13 protein-coding genes are annotated in these 16,037 nt (G+C 74.6%); 10 read left to right on the top strand and 3 right to left on the bottom strand.

Going from position 1 to position 16,037, the window contains the following annotated elements; genetic code table 11:
• Positions 1-8: 8 nt before the first annotated feature.
• Positions 9-389 carry a class I SAM-dependent methyltransferase gene (locus ACIPYS_RS25095; RefSeq protein ID WP_400749766.1) on the top strand — a complete coding sequence of 127 codons (381 nt, stop codon included), beginning with the start codon at positions 9-11 and terminating at the stop codon, positions 387-389.
• On the opposite strand, the gene ACIPYS_RS25090 is transcribed toward ACIPYS_RS25095, so the two are convergent.
• The gene (locus tag ACIPYS_RS25090; RefSeq protein WP_400749763.1) at positions 305-1,939 is read right to left on the bottom strand and encodes an FAD-binding oxidoreductase; all 1,635 of its coding nucleotides are present in this window, start codon (positions 1,937-1,939) and stop codon (positions 305-307) included. The two genes, ACIPYS_RS25095 and ACIPYS_RS25090, sit on opposite strands and share 85 nt — an antisense overlap.
• Positions 1,940-2,229: 290 nt before the next feature.
• Here ACIPYS_RS25090 and ACIPYS_RS25085 point away from each other — a divergent pair, with 290 nt between their 5' ends.
• The 6 genes from ACIPYS_RS25085 (at position 2,230) to ACIPYS_RS25060 (ending at position 10,570) form a co-directional block, all read left to right on the top strand.
• Positions 2,230-2,433, top strand: coding sequence for a hypothetical protein (locus tag ACIPYS_RS25085; RefSeq protein ID WP_093863623.1), 204 nt, complete (start codon positions 2,230-2,232; stop codon positions 2,431-2,433).
• Positions 2,434-2,569: 136 nt separating this feature from the next.
• Positions 2,570-3,091 carry a MarR family winged helix-turn-helix transcriptional regulator gene (locus tag ACIPYS_RS25080; protein ID WP_093863622.1) on the top strand — a complete coding sequence of 174 codons (522 nt, stop codon included), beginning with the start codon at positions 2,570-2,572 and terminating at the stop codon, positions 3,089-3,091.
• A gap of 140 nt (positions 3,092-3,231) precedes the next feature.
• Positions 3,232-3,729 carry a hypothetical protein gene (locus tag ACIPYS_RS25075; protein ID WP_400749759.1) on the top strand — a complete coding sequence of 166 codons (498 nt, stop codon included), beginning with the start codon at positions 3,232-3,234 and terminating at the stop codon, positions 3,727-3,729.
• 104 nt (positions 3,730-3,833) lie between these two features.
• Positions 3,834-4,700, top strand: coding sequence for an NmrA family NAD(P)-binding protein (locus tag ACIPYS_RS25070; protein WP_400749757.1), 867 nt, complete (start codon positions 3,834-3,836; stop codon positions 4,698-4,700).
• Positions 4,701-5,163: 463 nt separating this feature from the next.
• Positions 5,164-9,096 carry a Pls/PosA family non-ribosomal peptide synthetase gene (locus ACIPYS_RS25065; protein WP_400749754.1) on the top strand — a complete coding sequence of 1,311 codons (3,933 nt, stop codon included), beginning with the start codon at positions 5,164-5,166 and terminating at the stop codon, positions 9,094-9,096.
• A gap of 130 nt (positions 9,097-9,226) precedes the next feature.
• A complete protein-coding gene (locus tag ACIPYS_RS25060; protein WP_093863619.1) occupies positions 9,227-10,570 on the top strand; it encodes a M1 family metallopeptidase in 1,344 nt (447 codons plus the stop codon).
• 43 nt (positions 10,571-10,613) lie between these two features.
• Here ACIPYS_RS25060 and ACIPYS_RS25055 read toward each other — a convergent pair whose 3' ends face one another.
• A complete protein-coding gene (locus ACIPYS_RS25055; RefSeq protein ID WP_400749750.1) occupies positions 10,614-11,927 on the bottom strand; it encodes a YhgE/Pip domain-containing protein in 1,314 nt (437 codons plus the stop codon).
• A 202-nt stretch (positions 11,928-12,129) separates the two neighbouring features.
• Here ACIPYS_RS25055 and ACIPYS_RS25050 point away from each other — a divergent pair, with 202 nt between their 5' ends.
• Positions 12,130-13,512 (top strand): serine hydrolase domain-containing protein, encoded by a 1,383-nt coding sequence (locus ACIPYS_RS25050; RefSeq protein WP_400749748.1) that lies wholly within the window; start codon positions 12,130-12,132, stop codon positions 13,510-13,512.
• A gap of 76 nt (positions 13,513-13,588) precedes the next feature.
• Here the strand turns inward: ACIPYS_RS25050 and ACIPYS_RS25045 are convergent, their stop codons facing one another.
• Positions 13,589-13,999, bottom strand: a complete 411-nt coding sequence (locus ACIPYS_RS25045; protein WP_159425130.1) for a hypothetical protein — start codon at positions 13,997-13,999, stop codon at positions 13,589-13,591.
• Positions 14,000-14,277: 278 nt separating this feature from the next.
• Here ACIPYS_RS25045 and ACIPYS_RS25040 point away from each other — a divergent pair, with 278 nt between their 5' ends.
• Positions 14,278-15,180, top strand: coding sequence for a GNAT family N-acetyltransferase (locus tag ACIPYS_RS25040; RefSeq protein ID WP_400749745.1), 903 nt, complete (start codon positions 14,278-14,280; stop codon positions 15,178-15,180).
• Entirely contained in the window at positions 15,177-15,995 is an 819-nt protein-coding gene (locus tag ACIPYS_RS25035; RefSeq protein ID WP_400749742.1) for a lysophospholipid acyltransferase family protein, read from the top strand. The genes ACIPYS_RS25040 and ACIPYS_RS25035 overlap by 4 nt, the downstream gene beginning before the upstream one ends.
• The last annotated feature ends 42 nt before the right edge of the window (positions 15,996-16,037 follow it).

Below are 16,037 nucleotides of genomic sequence, written 5' to 3'. Positions count from 1 at the left end.
GGCGCCAGGTGTCCTCGGCCTTCTGCAACCGGCGCCACAGCGTACTGGCGGCCCTGGGGCAGGTCCGGGGCGAACGCGTCCTGGACCTCGGGTGCGGTACCGGCCTCTGTTCGCGCCTGCTGAAGGCGCAGGGGGCCGGACTGGTGGTGGGACAGGACGTGTCGGAGGGCATGCTCTCCTACGCGAGGGCGCAGGAGCCCGCCGGCCACCGGGGCATCGAGTACGTCCACGCTCTGCCGCCCGCCCTGGAGGGGACCAGATACAGTCCGTTTACCAGATGGTCGGCACGGCTCTGTGCGCTCGTTCAGGACGGCAGGGTCACCGACTGGGCGTGGTGGAAGACGTTGGCGGCGTCCCAGAGCTTCTTGGCGCGCTGCAGGCGGGTGTAGTTCGCCTTGTAGTAGAGGCGCTGGTAGGCCGGCTGCTTGTCGGCGGTGGTGCCCAGGTCGACGTCCGGGTAGTTGACGTAGGCGCCGTCGGTGTCGGTGTCGATCTCCGGGATGCCGCCGGTCGCCCGGTAGGTGTCCCGGTAGAGGCCGCTGAGGTAGGCGAGGTGGGCGGCGTCGTCGGCCCGGTCGGTCCAGTAGGTCTGGTACTGCAGCTTCATGACCGAGTCCCGCTGCGGGACGGCGGTCTCGGCGGCGCCCCGCGCGTTCACCCGGCAGCCGTAGGAGTCGATCTGGACCAGTGTCTGGGTGAGGTCGAGGCCCTCGACGTCCTTGGTGAGCCAGGTCCACCAGGCGTCGGTCTGGGTGGGCGTGAACGCTCTGCGGTGGTAGGCCGACTTGTACTTGCCGCGCTGGTTGGGGCCGGAGCCGTTGAGCGTCATGGTCGCCTGGAACCAGGGCAGTTGGCGGCGCTTGTCCGGGTAGGGCAGGTAGAGCCCGCCGACGCCGTTGGTCTGCGCGGTCGACTTGGCGCGCATCCCGCGCTCCACCCGGGCGAGGAACGCGTCCAGCGGCGCCGGGTCCTCCTCGTCCCACTGGCTGAACAGGACGACGTTCCCGTTCGAGTGGTGGGTGAGGTGGAGGATCGAGAACAGTCCGCGGTACACCTTCTCCGCGGCGCCGCTGTGCTCGGCGAAGAAGGCGCCGAAGTTGTCCAGCAGGGTGCGGAAGTCCTCGGGATGCTTGAGCAGGTCGGACCACTTCCAGGCGACGCTGCTGAGCCAGACCCGGGGCGGCGGCGCCGGCAGCGCGTGGGCGAAGTGGTAGCGCAGCACCACGCCGAAGTTGCCGCCGCCGCCCCCGGTGTGGGCCCAGAACAGCTCGTGCTCGGGCGAGCCCGGGGGGTCGCCGCGGTGCGCCCGGGTCACCTCGACCACACCGCCGCGGACCGTGGCCACGTCCACCTGGACCAGATGGTCGACGGTCAGTCCGTGCCGCCGGGAGAGCAGCCCGTACCCGCCGCCGCAGATGTGGCCGCCGGCGCCGACCGAATAGCAGGACCCGGCCGGAACGGTCACCCCGTACTCGCGGAAGAGCGTGGTGTACACGTCCCAGTTGGTGGCTCCGCCCTCGACGGCGTAGGTGGCGCCGCCGTACTTGTCGGTCCCCGCCCCGACCCCGCGCAGGGTGCTGAGATCGAGGATGACGCCCCGGTCGTTGTCGACGAAGCCCTCGTAGCAGTGGCCGCCGCCGCGCACCGTCGGCCGCAGCCCGCGGTCGAGCGCGGAACGCAGCTCCGCCACCGCGTCGGCCTCGTTGCCGACCAGCCGGATGTACGCCGGTCGACTGCGCCAGCGCTGGTTGAAGCCCTGGCTGAGCGTCTCGTAGCGGGAGTCCGGGGGAAAGACCGTCCAGCCCTCGGGCTGTTCGACGGGTCGGGCCGAGGCCGGGCCGGCGGCGCCGACGACCAGGCCGAGCGAGGCGGCGGAGGCTCCGGCGGCGACCATTCCGGTACTGCCGAGGAAGCCGCGGCGGGAGAATTCGTTGCTCATTCCTGGGACCGTCTTTCCCGACTCCGACAGGTGGCGGGCGAACGCTAGCAAGGAATGCACAGGGAATCCATTGTCCACAAATAAGTGTGACCGTATGTAGACGAATTCTGGCCATGCGTGTCAATTGCCCAACGGCGGTGGCGCGACCGGGGTTCCCGTGCGTAGCCGGAACAGTCCGATCCGACCACCCGGAACCGGTGAATCCGGCTGCACCGGGCCGGAGGCCGGTTTCCGCCCCTCCCGGCCGGGGATCGACCACGACAGAGGCACCAATCGGGAGGCAGGCAGCCATGGCCTATCAGTACACGGTCGTCACCCCGCACGGCGATGTCCACCTGGACAGCGAGCACCACCACAGCGCGTTCGACACCATCGAGGACTTCCTGAAGCACCACAAGGAGACGCTCACCACCGCGGTCGGCGTCGCGACGCTGGCCGTCAACGCCCTCGGCCTCTACCACTCCTACAACCGGGCCGGCGCCCGCCTGCGCTAGCCGTGTGCACGCGGGGCCGAAAGGCGACCCGCCACGGAAGCCCCGTTCCCGCTCCGCGCCCCGGAGCGGGAACGGGGCTTCCCGGCCTCGGGCGGGGCGCTTGACGGGAGATCAGGTTAGGCGCCATATTACTTTCATGGCACAGCAGCACCAGGCCGGCAACGGCGCACCCTCGCTCGACCAGGCCCGCCGGCAACTCTCCCGGTACGGCCTGGCCGCCGATCCTCAGGCGGTCCTGGTCGCGGCGCGACTGATGGCCGCCGGAGCCAGGCTGAGCCAGGCCGGCGAGGCCCACTTCGCCCGCTTCGGCCTGTCCACCGGGCGCTACCGGCTGCTGGCCGAGCTGGAGGACCACGGCGGCGAGAAGTCGCCGTCGCAGCTGGCCGCGGCGCTCGGGGTCTCCCGCGCGACCGTGACCGGCCTGGTCGACGGGCTGGAGCGGGACGGCCTGGTCGCCCGGCGCCCGTCCGCGGAGGACGGGCGGGGCAACGTGGTGATACTGACCGCACGCGGCGCGCAGCGGTTGCGCGACATGGCGCCGGAGCACTTCGACCGGATGCAGGCCATGGTCGCCGGACTGTCGGTCGAGGAGCGGACAGTCTTCCTCGACCTGCTGGGCAGGTTGGTCGCGGGCATGTCCGCACTGACCGACGACTGACGGACGACAGCGGGGGCGGTGGGCCGGTCGACCGGCCCGCCGCGCCACCGGGCCCACCGGCCCACCACAAGCCCTTCCGCCACCTCATTGTTGGCCCACTGCACACCTATAATTAGCCTCCTAATCACTTGGACGACCCCATGCCCGGCAGAACCAAGCAGCGCCCCATCACCCCCGACAGCACCCACGACACCACCCCCGAGCCCGCCGCCCGGCCCCGCTTCGTGCTCTGGCGCGAGGTCCTGATCGCCTACGCGGCACCCGCCGTCATGGCCAGCGCCGGCGGTTTCGCCACCGGCCAGTCGGAGCTGAGGATCGCCGCCCTCACCACCATCGCCGGCACCTCCGCCCTGGTCGCCACCCTGGTCGGCCTGCGCCACCGGCGCCGGCCCGCCGACTCCTGGGCCGCCCGCGGGCCGGTCCCGCTGCTCGCCCTCGGCTTCGGCCTCGGCTGCGCCGCGCTCGCCCTCGGCGTCGGCCTGGCGGCCGCCGAGCTGCTGCCCCGGATACCGGCGCTGGCCGACAGCCCGTGGCCGGGCCGGCTGCGCATCGACCTCCCGCTGTCCGCCGCGATCGCGGCGACCATGACCACCTGGCGCTGGCGGGTCTCCCTCCCCCGCCGTCGGCGCGCCCACTGACCCGCGCCGACCGCCGCACTCCCGCACCACCACCCTGCCGGCACCCCTGCCGGCATCCCTACCGGCATACCTACCGGCATACCTACCGAAGGAGCAGTACCCGAATGATCACCATCATGGGCGCGTCCGGCGCCACCGGCGGCGCCACCCTGCGCAGCCTCACCGCCCTGGACGTCCCGGTCCGCGCCCTGAGCCGGGACCCGGACCGCCTGCTGGCCGGGCTCGACCCGCACACCCGCGGACTGGTCGAGGTGGCGGCCGCCGACGCCGGCGACCCCGCCTCGATGCGCGCCGCCCTCAAGGGCACCACGCAGCTCTTCCTGACCATGGAGAACGGCCCGCAGCAGGTCGAGCACGAGCTGCGCGCCGTGGACCTGGCCGTGTTCCTGGGCGTGCGGCACGTCGTGAAGGTCTCCGCGCCGGCCGCCGAGCCCGACTCCCCGGTCGCCGTCTCCCGCGGCCACCACCTGATCGAGCAGCGGCTGCGGGCCTACGACATCACCACGACGGTGCTCCGGCCGTACGCGTTCATGCAGAAGCTGCTGCTGCTCGCGCCCGGGATCGCCGCCGCCGGGGCGATCTTCGGCGCGCTGGACGGCGCCCGGTGCAACTACGTCGACTGCCGCGACATCGGCGACGTCGCCGCCGCGGTACTGACCAGGCCCGACACGGCCGGCGGCGAGATCCCGCTGACCGGCGGCCGGGCGTACAGCCACCCGGAGCTGGCCGAGCTGCTGGGCACGCTGCGCGGCCGGCCGGTGCAGGCGGTGAACCTCTCGCCCGCCGAACTGCACGCCCACCTGGTCGCCCGGGCCGGGATGCCGGACTGGCTGGCCGCCCACGTGGTCGAGATCCAGCGGCTCGCCGTGGAGCGCCCGGAAGCCCCCGACGACGCCGCCACCCGGCTGATCGGACGCGCCCCCCGTACCCTGGAAGCATTCCTCGGGGAGCACCTCGACCGGTTCCGCTGATCCGTCCGTACGGTTCCGCGACCCACCGGACCGGGCTCCGACGGGCCCGCCGCCTCCCCCGGCGGCGGGCCCGTCACCCCCCGGGGAGCGACCCTGTCGACACCGGGGCACCACCCCGTCGACCCCGGAAAAACGGCCCCGCCGCCCTCCGGGAGCGGCTCCGGATGTGGCATGGGTCACGGTCGGAAAATCGACCTGACGGACCGTCAAAACGAGTGACGGTCCGTCACATCCGATCGATGCGGCCTCAGTTGTGACCTGATGCTCCGTCAGATTCGGCCACTCCAGGGCCAGTTGGGCGGAGTGTCGGCCGGTGTGCGTTTCACCGGACCGGGCTACCATCGGTTGGGTTGTCCGCTCCGGCCCCGGAGTGGGATCACCCGGATCAGGCGAGTGCTCCCACCGCCCCCAAGGGCCGGAAGATCCATCGGGACGGGGCGAGACCTAGGAGCACACGGCACTGATGACAGCCGAACCCAGCCGGGAACCGGGCGCCGAGGCGCCCGCCGACGGCGGCACCACCGACCGGGACACCGCCGCCGAGAAGCAGGCCCACTACCCCGGCCGGCCGGCCCCCGCACCCCGCACCCTGATCGACATCCTGGACGAGACCGCCCGGCAGTACCCGGCCGAGCCCGCCCTCGACGACGGCCGCACCGTGCTCGGCTACCGGGCGCTGGCCGCCGAGGTCGAGCAGCTGCGCGGCCGCCTCGCCGCCGCCGGCATCGGCCGAGGCGACCGGGTCGGCGTCCGGGTCCCCTCCGGCACCAACGACCTCTACGTCTCCGTGCTCGCCGTGCTCGCCGCCGGCGCCGCCTACGTCCCGGTGGACGCCGAGGACCCGGACGAGCGGGCCCAGCTGGTCTTCGAGGAGGCCGCCGTCGCGGCCGTGCTCGGCGCCGAGCGCGCGCTCACCCTCACCGGCGGGCCCCGCGAGCCGCTCGCCGACCGGACCCCCGGCGGGCACCGCCCGACGCCCGCCGACGACGCCTGGATCATCTTCACCTCGGGCTCGACCGGGCGCCCCAAGGGCGTCGCCGTCACCCACCGCAACGCCGCCGCCTTCGTCGACGCCGAGGCCGCGCTCTTCCTCCAGGAGGAGCCGATCGGCCCCGGCGACCGGGTGATGGCCGGCCTGTCGGTCGCCTTCGACGCCTCCTGCGAGGAGATGTGGCTGGCCTGGCGGCACGGCGCCTGTCTGGTGCCCGTCCCCCGCTCCCAGGTGCGCAGCGGCGCCGACCTCGGCCCCTGGCTGGCCGAGCAGGAGATCACCGTGGTCTCCACCGTGCCGACGCTGGCCGCGCTGTGGCCGGCCGAGGCGCTGAACGAGGTGCGGCTGCTGATCTTCGGCGGCGAGGCCTGCCCGCCCGAGCTGGTGCAGCGCGTGGTCACCGAGGGTCGCGAGGTGTGGAACACCTACGGTCCCACCGAGGCCACCGTGGTCGCCTGCGGGGCGCTGCTGACGGGCGAGGGCCCGGTGCGGATCGGCCTGCCGCTGGACGGCTGGGACCTCGTCGTGGTCGACGAGGCCGGCGAGCCGGTGGCACCCGGCGGGACCGGTCAGCTGGTGATCGGCGGCGTCGGCCTGGCCCGCTACCTGGACCCGGAGAAGGACGCCGAGAAGTACGCGCCGCTGCCCTCGATGGGCTGGGAGCGCGCCTACCGCAGCGGCGACCTGGTCCAGGCCGACCCGGAGGGCCTGCTGTTCCTGGGCCGCGCGGACGAGCAGATCAAGCTCGGCGGGCGCCGGATCGAGCTCGGCGAGGTCGACGCGGCGCTCCAGGCGCTGCCCGGCGTGGCCGGGGCGGCCGCGGCCGTGCGCACCGCGCGCGGCGGCAACCAGCTGCTGGTCGGCTACCTGGTGACCGGCGAGGGCTGGGACCGGGAGCAGGCGGTGCAGCGGCTGCGCGCCGAGCTGCCGGCCGCCCTCGTCCCGCTGCTGGCCCCGGTCGACACCCTGCCCACCCGCACCTCCGGCAAGGTGGACCGCAACGCGCTGCCCTGGCCGCTGCCCGATCTGGAGACGTCCGGGCCGACCGAGCAGCTGTACGGCACCGAGGCCTGGCTGGCCGAGCAGTGGACGGAGATCCTCGGGGTGCCGGTGAGCGGCTCCCGGGAGGACTTCTTCGCGATCGGCGGCGGCAGCCTGGCCGCCGCCCGGCTGACCACCCTGCTGCGCACCCGCTACCCGAACGCGGCGGTCCTGGACATCTACCAGAACCCGACCCTGCGCAAGCTCGCCCGGCACCTGGAGCGCACCTCGGCCGGTACCGGCGAGACCCGGACCGTCGACCCGGTGCCGACCCGGGCCAAGCTGCTCCAGCTGCTGCTGCTCGTTCCGCTGTTCACCGTGGTCGGCCTGCGCTGGACGACGGCACTGCTGGCGCTCGGCAACCTGCTCTCGCACCTGGACGGCTTCGGCTGGGCGCCGACCGCCTCCTGGTGGGCGGTCGCCCCGCTCGCCGCGGTGCTGTTCACCCCGGCCGGCCGGCTGGCGATCGGCGCCGGCGGTGCCCGGCTGCTGCTGCGCGGTCTGCGGCCCGGCAGCTACCCGCGCGGCGGCGGCGTCCACCTGCGCCTGTGGGCCGCCGAACGGCTGGCCGAGGTGAGCGGCGCGACCTCGCTCTCCGGCGCCTGGCTGGTGCGGTACGCGCGGGCGCTCGGCGCCAAGGTCGGCGAGGAGATCGACCTGCACGCGCTGCCGCCGGTCACCGGCATGCTCAAGCTCGGCCGGGGCTGCGCGGTGGAGGCCGAGGTGGACCTCAACGGCTACTGGATCGACGGCGACCGGCTGGAGGTCGGCCAGATCAAGGTGGGGTCGGGGGCCGTGGTCGGCACCCGCTCGACCCTGCTGCCGGGCGCCCGGATCGGCAAGCGGGCCCAGGTCGTGGCCGGCTCCAGCGTCACCGGTCACGTCCCGACCGGCCAGCGCTGGGGCGGCGCGCCCGCCGTCAAGCTGGGCCGGGCCGAGCGGACCTGGCCGAAGGAGCGCCCGGTGCGCCGGGCCCGCTGGTCCGCGCTGTTCGGCCTGAGCGGCTCCGCGCTGAGCCTGCTGCCGCTGCTCCCGGCGGTGGCCGGCCTGGCGGTGCTGACCCTGTTCGTCGACCCGGCGGACGGGCTGGGCGGCGCGCTCGGCGGCGCGCTGCTCGGCCTGCTGCCGGCCGTGCTGGCGTTCGGCGTGGTGTACGCGGCGCAGCTGGTCGCGGCGGTGCGGCTGCTGTCGATCGGCCTGGAGCCCGGTGTGCATCCGCTGTACGGCCGGGTCGGCTGGCAGGCCTGGACGGTCACCCAGCTGATGGACCAGGCCCGCGAGGTGCTGTTCCCGCTGTACGCGGGCCTGGTCACGCCGCTCTGGCTGCGGGCGCTGGGCATGCGGGTCGGGCGGCACGCGGAGGTGTCCACGGTGCTGGCGCTGCCGAGCCTGACCACGGTCGGCGACGGCGCGTTCCTGGCCGACGACACCCTGATGGCGCCGTACGAGCTGGGCGGCGGCTGGGTGCGGCTCGGCGAGGCGAAGGTCGGCGAGCGGGCGTTCCTCGGCAACTCGGGGATGACCGCGCCGGGCCGTTCGGTGCCCAAGCGGGGCCTGGTCGGCGTGCTGTCGGCGACCCCGGAGAAGGCGAAGAAGGGCGGCTCCTACCTGGGCATGCCGCCGGTGCGGCTGCCCCGCTCGGCGGACGCGGCGGACCAGAGCCTGACCTACGAGCCGCCGGCCCGGCTGCTGTGGGCGCGCGGGCTGGTCGAGGTGTGCCGGCTGCTGCCGGTGCTGGCCTCGGGCGCGCTGGGCCTGCTGACGCTGGCCGGGCTGTCCTGGCTGGCGGTGGCGTGGTCGCCGCTCGCGGCGGCACTGCTGTCCGGTCCGGTGCTGCTGGCCTCGGGTGCGGTGGCGTGCGCGGTCGCGGTGGCGGCGAAGTGGGTGCTGGTCGGCCGGTTCCGGGCGGTGGAGCACCCGCTGTGGAGCGGCTTCGTGTGGCGCAACGAGCTGGCGGACACCTTCGTCGAGGTGCTCGCGGTGCCGTGGCTGGTGGGCGCGGTGCCGGGCACCCCGGTGCTGAACCTGTGGCTGCGGGCGCTCGGCGCGAAGGTCGGGCGCGGCGTGTGGTGCGAGAGCTACTGGCTGCCGGAGGCCGACCTGGTCACCCTCGGCGACGGGGTGTCGATCAACCGGGGCTGCGTGGTGCAGACCCACCTCTTCCACGACCGGATCATGCGGATGGATACTGTCGTCCTGCGCGAGGGCGCCACCCTGGGGCCCGGCGGCATCGTGCTGCCCGGCAGTACGGTGGGCGCGCGCAGCACGCTGGGTCCGGCCTCGCTGGTGATGCGTGCCGAGTCGGTGCCCGCCGACTCGAGGTGGCTCGGCAACCCGATCGAGGTGTGGCAGGCCACGTCCTGACCGCCGTCCAGGGGGGCCGGCCGGGGTTCGCCCCGTCCGGCCCCTCGGGCGTCCGGTCGGTGCCCGCCGTCCCTCATCCCCCGTCCATCCCCTGTTCCGTCCACCCCGTGTTCCAGGAGCGTACGACCCGGTGAACCACAGCCCGGCGCAGTCCCCGCAGCCCTCGCAGCCCGTCGCCCCGCCGGACCCGTACTTCCCCGGCAGCGGGGATCCCCGCTACCGGGTGCACCGGTACGAGCTGGCGCTGGACTACCGGCCCGGCCCCAACCGGCTGGGCGGCACGGCCCGGCTGAGCGCGGTCGCGGCGACCGTGCTGAGCGAGTTCGCGCTGGACCTCGCGGACTTCCGGATCGGCCGGGTGCTGGTGGACGGCAGGCCGGCCCGCTACACCCACCGGGCGGGCAAGCTGCGGGTGCGACCGGTGAAGGCCCTGTCGGCCGGTGCGGCCTTCACGGTGGAGGTGCACTACACCGGCAATCCCCGGCCGGTCCGCAGCCCCTGGGGCGGCCTGGGCTGGGAGGAGCTGACCGACGGCGCGCTGGTGGCCAGCCAGCCGGTCGGGGCGCCGTCCTGGTTCCCCTGCAACGACCGGCCGGCGGACAAGGCCACGTACCAGATAGCGGTCACCACGCCGTCCCCGTACACCGTGGTGGTGGGCGGCCGGCTGCTGACCCGGACGACCCGCTCGTCCAGCACCACCTGGGTGTACGAGCAGTCCGCGCCGACGTCGACCTATCTGGTGACGGTCTCGATCGGCCCGTACCGGCCGGTGCCGCTGGCCGAGCACCCGGAGGTGCCGCAGACCGGCTACGTGCCGGAGCGGCTGGCCGGGGCGTTCGCGGCGGACTTCGGGCGGCAGCCGAGGATGATGGCCTACTTCGGCGAGGTGTTCGGCCCGTACCCGTTCGGCGAGTACACGGTGGTGGTCGCCGACGAGGAGCTGGACGTGCCGGTGGAGGCGCAGGGGGTGGCGACCTTCGGCACCAACCACCTGGGCGGCGGCTGGGACCGGGAGCGGCTGGTCGCCCACGAGCTGGCGCACCAGTGGTTCGGCAACAGCGTCTCGATCGGGGACTGGAGCCACATCTGGCTGAACGAGGGGCTGGCCAAGTACGCCGAGTGGCTCTGGTCGGAGCGTTCGGGCGGGCCGACGGCGGCCGCGCGGGCGCTGTACGCGCACCGGCTGCTGGCCGGGCTGCCGCAGGACCTCCGGCTGGGCGACCCCGGCCGCAAGCTGATGTTCGACGACCGGCTGTACCAGCGCGGCGGGCTGGTGGTGCACGCGCTGCGGCTGACGCTCGGCGACACCGCGTTCTTCCGGATGCTCAGGGACTGGGCGACGTTCCACCGCCACGGGGTGGTCACCACCGCGGACTTCACCGCGCACGCCGCCCGGTACGCGCGGACGCCGCTGGAGGGCCTGTTCGACGCCTGGCTGTGGCGGCCCGAGCTGCCGCCGCTGCCGGCCGGCTGAGGCCGACGCGGTCGCTCGCCGCTCTCCCGTCCCCGGGCCGGGCTCAGGCCAGCTCGGGGACGGTGCGGTGCAGGCCCTTGCGGTCGTAGTAGCGGGTCATCGCGAAGCCGAAGAGCAGCGCCGCGACGGTGCCGATGGCGATCCAGACCCAGGCCCGGGTCAGGCCCGCGTCCGCCCGGGCGTCGAAGAACAGGATCGCCCGCACGCCGTCGGTGAGCTGGCGCATCGGCTCGAAGAGCGAGAGGAAGCGGTAGAACGACGGCAGGGCGTCCAGCGGGATCGTCGCTCCGGAGGACGGCAGTCCCAGCACGATGAAGACGAACATGCTGATCAGCAGGCCGAGGCCGCCGAAGGCCGCGTTGATCGCCTGGACCCCGAGGCCGACCGCGCTGCTGGCGCAGACCGAGAAGATCCACAGCAGCGGCAGGTGGTCGGCGTCCATGTCGAGGATCACCGCCGCCGACAGCATGATCAGCGAGGACGTCAGCAGCGACAGGCCCACCGACATGGCGCACTTGACGGCGAGGGTGCTGGTGCGGCTGATCGGCACCACCGGGTGCCGGGCACGCCAGGGTCCGATCTCGTTGTCGGCGTAGCCGAGCGCGACGTCGACGCCGTTGCCGATGATGTTGGCGCCGAAGAAGCCCGCCAGCACGAGCAGCAGGGTGTAGTAGAAGGCCGACAGCCCGAGTCCGCTGCGGTTGCCGATCGGGTGGCCGACCGTGGTGGTGAGGGCGATCGGATCGGCGATCAGCAGCCGGGCCGCGTCGCCCGCGCCCCGGGCCTGCGGCAGCGCGGCGAGCTTGCCGCCGAGGGCCAGCGAGGCCTGGTGGACGGCCTGCTGGCCGATCTGGGCGGCCAGCGAGGAGCCCAGACTGCCGACGCCCGGGTTGGTGTACTGGAGCACGGTGGGGCGTACCGGCTTGTCGCTCGTGCCCCCGAGGGCGGCGACGGTGGCGGTGAAATCGGGCGGCACCCGGAGCGCCCCGTAGATCTTGCCGGAGGCCAGTTGCTCCTCGGCCGTCGCCTCGTCGAGCTGCCGCCAGGACACCGCGTCGCCCTGGCCGGGGGCGGTGGCGATGCCGGTGACGACCTGTTCGCCGAGGTTCTGCTGCTGTCCGGCGACGGCGGCGCCGCGGTCGGTGTTCACCAGCGCGATCGGCAGGTCGTGCAGATCGCCGCGGGGGTCGAGGATGCCGCCGAGGTAGAGCAGCGACATCAGCAGACTGAGCAGCCCGACCAGGACACCGGGGACCACCCAGATCCGGGGGTTGCGCAGTACCCGGCGCGCCTTGACGCCGGTGGGCGGTTCGGGCCGGCGCGGCTCGGGCAGGGTCGGCTCGGGCTGGGAGGGCATGACGCTCCGTAGGGTGGTCGGCGGTCAGACGGACCCTAGGAGCCGGTCACCGACGGGCCGTGGTGCCACGCCGCCGGGGTCACCCGGGCGCCCGTACGGTCCGCGCGAAAATGGGTGGAGAACCGCACGTGATCGAACTAGGTTGGAGCCGCAGTGCCATGGCACCGCGGGCCGAATCCCCCGAAGCGTCGCAGAGGACCACATGACCGACCTGTCCGACGAACTGCTCCCCACCACCCGCCGCGCGCTGCTGCACCGCCTGGCCGTCGCCCAGGCGGAGGGCCGCACCCCCTCGATGGTCGCCGGCGTGCTCCGGGACGGGCGGCTCGTCTGGAGCGGCGCCCGCAGCATGGTCGACGGTCACGCGCCGACCACCGACGTCCAGTACCGGATCGGCTCGATCACCAAGACCTTCGTCGCCGTGCTCGTGCTGCGGCTGCGGGACGAGGGCCTGCTCGACCTCTCCGACCCGCTGGGGCGCCACCTGCCGGGCACCCCCGCCGACGGTGCCACCGTCGCCCAGTTGCTCTCGCACTCGGCCGGCCTCGCCTCCGAGACCCCGGGGCCCTGGTGGGAGCGGACCGACGGCGCGCTCCGCCCCGGACTCGCCGACGTCCTGGAGGCCGAGCGCCCGCTGCGGCATCCGGCCGGGCGGGTCCACCACTACTCCAACCCCACCTACGCGCTGCTCGGCGCCCTGGTCGAGCGGCTGCGCGGCGGCGAGCACTGGGGCGAGGTGCTGCGCCGGGAGGTCCTCGAGCCGCTCGGCATGGACCGCACCGGGCTGCTCCCCGAGCACCCGCACGCGGGCGGCTTCGCCGTCCACCCGTGGGCCGACGTGCTGCTGCCCGAGCCGCTCACGGACACCGGCCGGATGGCCCCGGCCGGCCAGCTCTGGTCCACCGTCGCCGATCTCGCCAAGTGGGCCGCCTTCCTGACCTCCGGCCACGAGAAGGTCCTGTCCGCCGGGACCGTGGCCGAGATGCGCCGCCCGGCCGTCGGCACCGAGCCCGACGACTGGAGCGAGACGTACGGCCTCGGCCTCCAGCTGGTCCAGCACGACGGCCGGATCCTGCACGGGCACTCCGGCTCGATGCCGGGCTTCACCGCCGGGCTGTGGGTGAGCGAGGCGGACGGCCTGGCCGCGATCGCCTTCTCCAACGCCACCAGCGGCCCGCGCACCGCGGCGGTCGCCGCCGAGCTGCTGGCGCTCACCGCGCAGCACGAGCCGCGGATCCCCGAGCCCTGGCGCCCGCTGGCCGAGTTCGACGAGCAGCTGCTGGCCCTGACCGGTCCCTGGTACTGGGGCGCCGCGCCGCACGGTCTGCGGCTCACGGCGGACCGCGGGCTGGAGCTGTCGGTGCTCGGCCGCGCCGGCCGGGCCGGCCGCTTCCGGGCCGAGGCCGACGGCACCTGGACCGGCCTGAACGACTACTACGCGGGCGAGACCCTGCGGGTGGTACGGGCCGCCGACGGCTCGGTGAGCCACCTGGACATCGGCTCCTTCGTGTTCACCCGCGAGCCGTACGGGCCGGCCGACGCGGTCCCGGGCGGCGTCGACCCGCAGGGGTGGCGGGTGTACTGAGCCCCGCCGCCCCCGGCAGCCCTCCCCGCCGCGCCCTCCGTCCCGGGTGCGCGCGCGCCGTTCCGGCTCCGCCGCCCTAACCACCCCCGCCCGGGCCCGGCGCGGGGGCGGCGGCGGGGCGCGGCGGGTACGCGCCGCTGCGCAGCGCGTGCACGGCGCGCGCCACGTACCCGGCGAGCAGCAGCCCGCCCGCCATCGCGCCCGAGGCGTAGGTGTCCGCCGCCTGCGCCTCGGCCCACCCCGAGGTCGCGCCCAGCACCAGGTACGGCGCCACCGCGACCGCCAGTGCCACGGCCAGCGCCACCAGCGCCGCCCGGGGCCGCCGGTCGTCCTCCCAGCAGCGCTCGCCGACCAGGTGCAGGGCGACGGCCATCGCCACCACCAGGCACCACCACGGCGAGGGCGCCAGCCCCACCGCCCGCGCCAGTGCGTACACGACGGCGAGTCCGCCGGTCGCCGCCGTCTGGCACACCAATACGTCTGTCATGTCGCTGGCAAAGGTCCGCCAGAGTCCCGCCCCCGGATTCCACCCCATGCAGCGGAGGATAGGGCGGCGCCGCGGTGCCCAACAGGTGTCCCGCACACGTCGGGTGGTCGCATTCAGCAGGTGCACATCTGCGCTCCGCCGAACGGCAACGTGGATGCCAGCGGACTTGGAGAGACATACGGGTGCCGGTTCGCGGACCCGACTGTACGGGTCCGACCCGGGCCGCTGCCACGGAACGCCGTGGCGGCCGTCGTCCGTGCTGCCCTGGAGGGTCTGCCATGACCACCGTCCCCACGTACACTCCGACCGCAGTCACCCCCACCCGGGCCACCCCGGTGCCCGCCGCGCGCCCGTCCGCCGCGTCCGGCTCCGCCTCCGCCGTCTACACCGTCTCGCTGGCCCGCGACGAGGCCGACGTCCGCGCCGCCCAGCGGCTGCGGCACCAGGTCTTCGCCGACGAGCTCGGCGCCAGCCTGCACAGCACCGTCCCGGGGCTGGACGTCGACCCGTTCGACGACTTCTGCGACCACCTGCTCGTCCGCGAGGGCGAGGACGGCGCCGTCGTCGGCACCTACCGGCTGCTGCGCCCCGAGGCCGCCCGCCGGGCCGGCCGGCTCTACTCGGACGGCGAGTTCGACCTCGGCAACCTCGCCCCGCTGCGCGACGGGCTGGTCGAGCTCGGCCGCTCCTGCATCGCCGCCGAGCACCGGGGCAACGGCGCCGTCATCAACCTCATGTGGGGCGGCATCGCCCGCTACCTCGCCGACACCGGCAACACCTGGGTCGGCGGCTGCTGCTCGATCCCGCTGGAGGACGGCGGCGCCACCGCCGCCCGGGTCTGGGACACCGTCTCCGCCAAGCACCTCGCCCCCGAGCAGTACCGGGTCGCCCCGCACCGCCCCTGGGACGCCACCGGCGTCGCGCGGGCCGACCGGGCACCGCTGCCGCCCCTGCTCCGCGGCTACATCCGGCTGGGCGCCTGGGTCTGCGGCGCGCCCGCGCACGACCCGGACTTCGACTGTGCCGACCTGTACGTCCTGCTGTCGCTGGAGCGCACCGACCCGCGCTACCTGCGGCACTTCCTGTCCGGCGTCGGCGGCGTGGGCGCGGCGGCCGCGCCGGCCCCGGGCACGCGTACGGACGCCGGTACGGACGCGGTGGAGGCGGGACCGGCCTCATGAGCGTCTGGCTGCCGACGGCCTCCTGCACCCCGGAGGCCTGTCTGACCGATCCGGCACCGACCGTCGCCCTCCCCCGCCGGGTGCTGCGGCTGACGGGCTTCCTGGTGCTGCTCGTGGCGGGGCTGGCGCTGATCCCGCCGGTGCGGCTGCTGCCGCCGGGCCCGCGCGGCGTGCTGGCCCGGTTCTGGGCGCGCGGGCTGCTCGGCGCGCTGGGCGTCGCGGTCCGGATCGTGCCCGGCCCGGTCCCGGCCGGCCCGGGCGGGGTGCTGCTGGTGGCCAACCACGTCTCCTGGCTGGACATCCCGCTGATCGCCGCCGCCCGGCCGGGCCGGTCGGTCGCCAAGACCGAGGTGCGGGACTGGCCGGTGCTGGGGCGGCTCGTCGCCTGGGGCGGCACCGTGTTCCTGGACCGCGACCGACTGCGCGCCCTTCCGGCGACCGTCGCCGAGGTGACCGACCGGCTGCGGGCCGGTCACCCGGTGATCGTGTTCCCGGAGGGGTCCACCTGGTGCGGACGGGAGAGCGGACGGTTCCGGCCGGCGTTCTTCGAGGCCGCCGTCCGGTCCGGCGCCGCCGTCCAGCCCGTCTCGATCCGCTACCGGCTCGCCGACGGGCGCGCCACCAGCGCCCCCGCCTTCGTCGGCGAGGACGACCTGGCCACCTCGCTGGCCCGGGTGGTCGCCGTCCGCGGCCTGGTGGCCGAACTCACCTTCCGCCCGACCGTCCCCGCTCCGGCGGCCGACCCGGCCCGCCGCTGGGCGGCGCGGAAGGAACTCGCCCACGCCGCCCAGACCTCGGTGGAGGGCATCCGCTGAGCACCGTCGCCGGCGGCCGACAGAACCACGGGACAACCATCC

The organism is Kitasatospora sp. NPDC089913 (assembly GCF_044748625.1).
Lineage (GTDB): Bacteria > Actinomycetota > Actinomycetes > Streptomycetales > Streptomycetaceae > Kitasatospora.
The sequence above is the reverse complement of the archived record's forward strand: the minus strand, read 5'-3'. Positions and strand labels throughout refer to the sequence as shown.

What these genes read in the sequence shown, in the direction of transcription:
- ACIPYS_RS25090 (WP_400749763.1), bottom strand. Translation starts at nt 1,939, where the DNA reads ATGAGCAACGAATTCTCCCGCCGCGGCTTCCTCGGCAGTACCGGAATG.
- ACIPYS_RS25085 (WP_093863623.1), top strand. Translation starts at nt 2,230, where the DNA reads ATGGCCTATCAGTACACGGTCGTCACCCCGCACGGCGATGTCCACCTG.
- ACIPYS_RS25080 (WP_093863622.1), top strand. Translation starts at nt 2,570, where the DNA reads ATGGCACAGCAGCACCAGGCCGGCAACGGCGCACCCTCGCTCGACCAG.
- ACIPYS_RS25075 (WP_400749759.1), top strand. Translation starts at nt 3,232, where the DNA reads ATGCCCGGCAGAACCAAGCAGCGCCCCATCACCCCCGACAGCACCCAC.
- ACIPYS_RS25070 (WP_400749757.1), top strand. Translation starts at nt 3,834, where the DNA reads ATGATCACCATCATGGGCGCGTCCGGCGCCACCGGCGGCGCCACCCTG.
- ACIPYS_RS25065 (WP_400749754.1), top strand. Translation starts at nt 5,164, where the DNA reads ATGACAGCCGAACCCAGCCGGGAACCGGGCGCCGAGGCGCCCGCCGAC.
- ACIPYS_RS25055 (WP_400749750.1), bottom strand. Translation starts at nt 11,927, where the DNA reads ATGCCCTCCCAGCCCGAGCCGACCCTGCCCGAGCCGCGCCGGCCCGAA.
- ACIPYS_RS25050 (WP_400749748.1), top strand. Translation starts at nt 12,130, where the DNA reads ATGACCGACCTGTCCGACGAACTGCTCCCCACCACCCGCCGCGCGCTG.
- ACIPYS_RS25045 (WP_159425130.1), bottom strand. Translation starts at nt 13,999, where the DNA reads ATGACAGACGTATTGGTGTGCCAGACGGCGGCGACCGGCGGACTCGCC.
- ACIPYS_RS25040 (WP_400749745.1), top strand. Translation starts at nt 14,278, where the DNA reads ATGACCACCGTCCCCACGTACACTCCGACCGCAGTCACCCCCACCCGG.
- ACIPYS_RS25035 (WP_400749742.1), top strand. Translation starts at nt 15,177, where the DNA reads ATGAGCGTCTGGCTGCCGACGGCCTCCTGCACCCCGGAGGCCTGTCTG.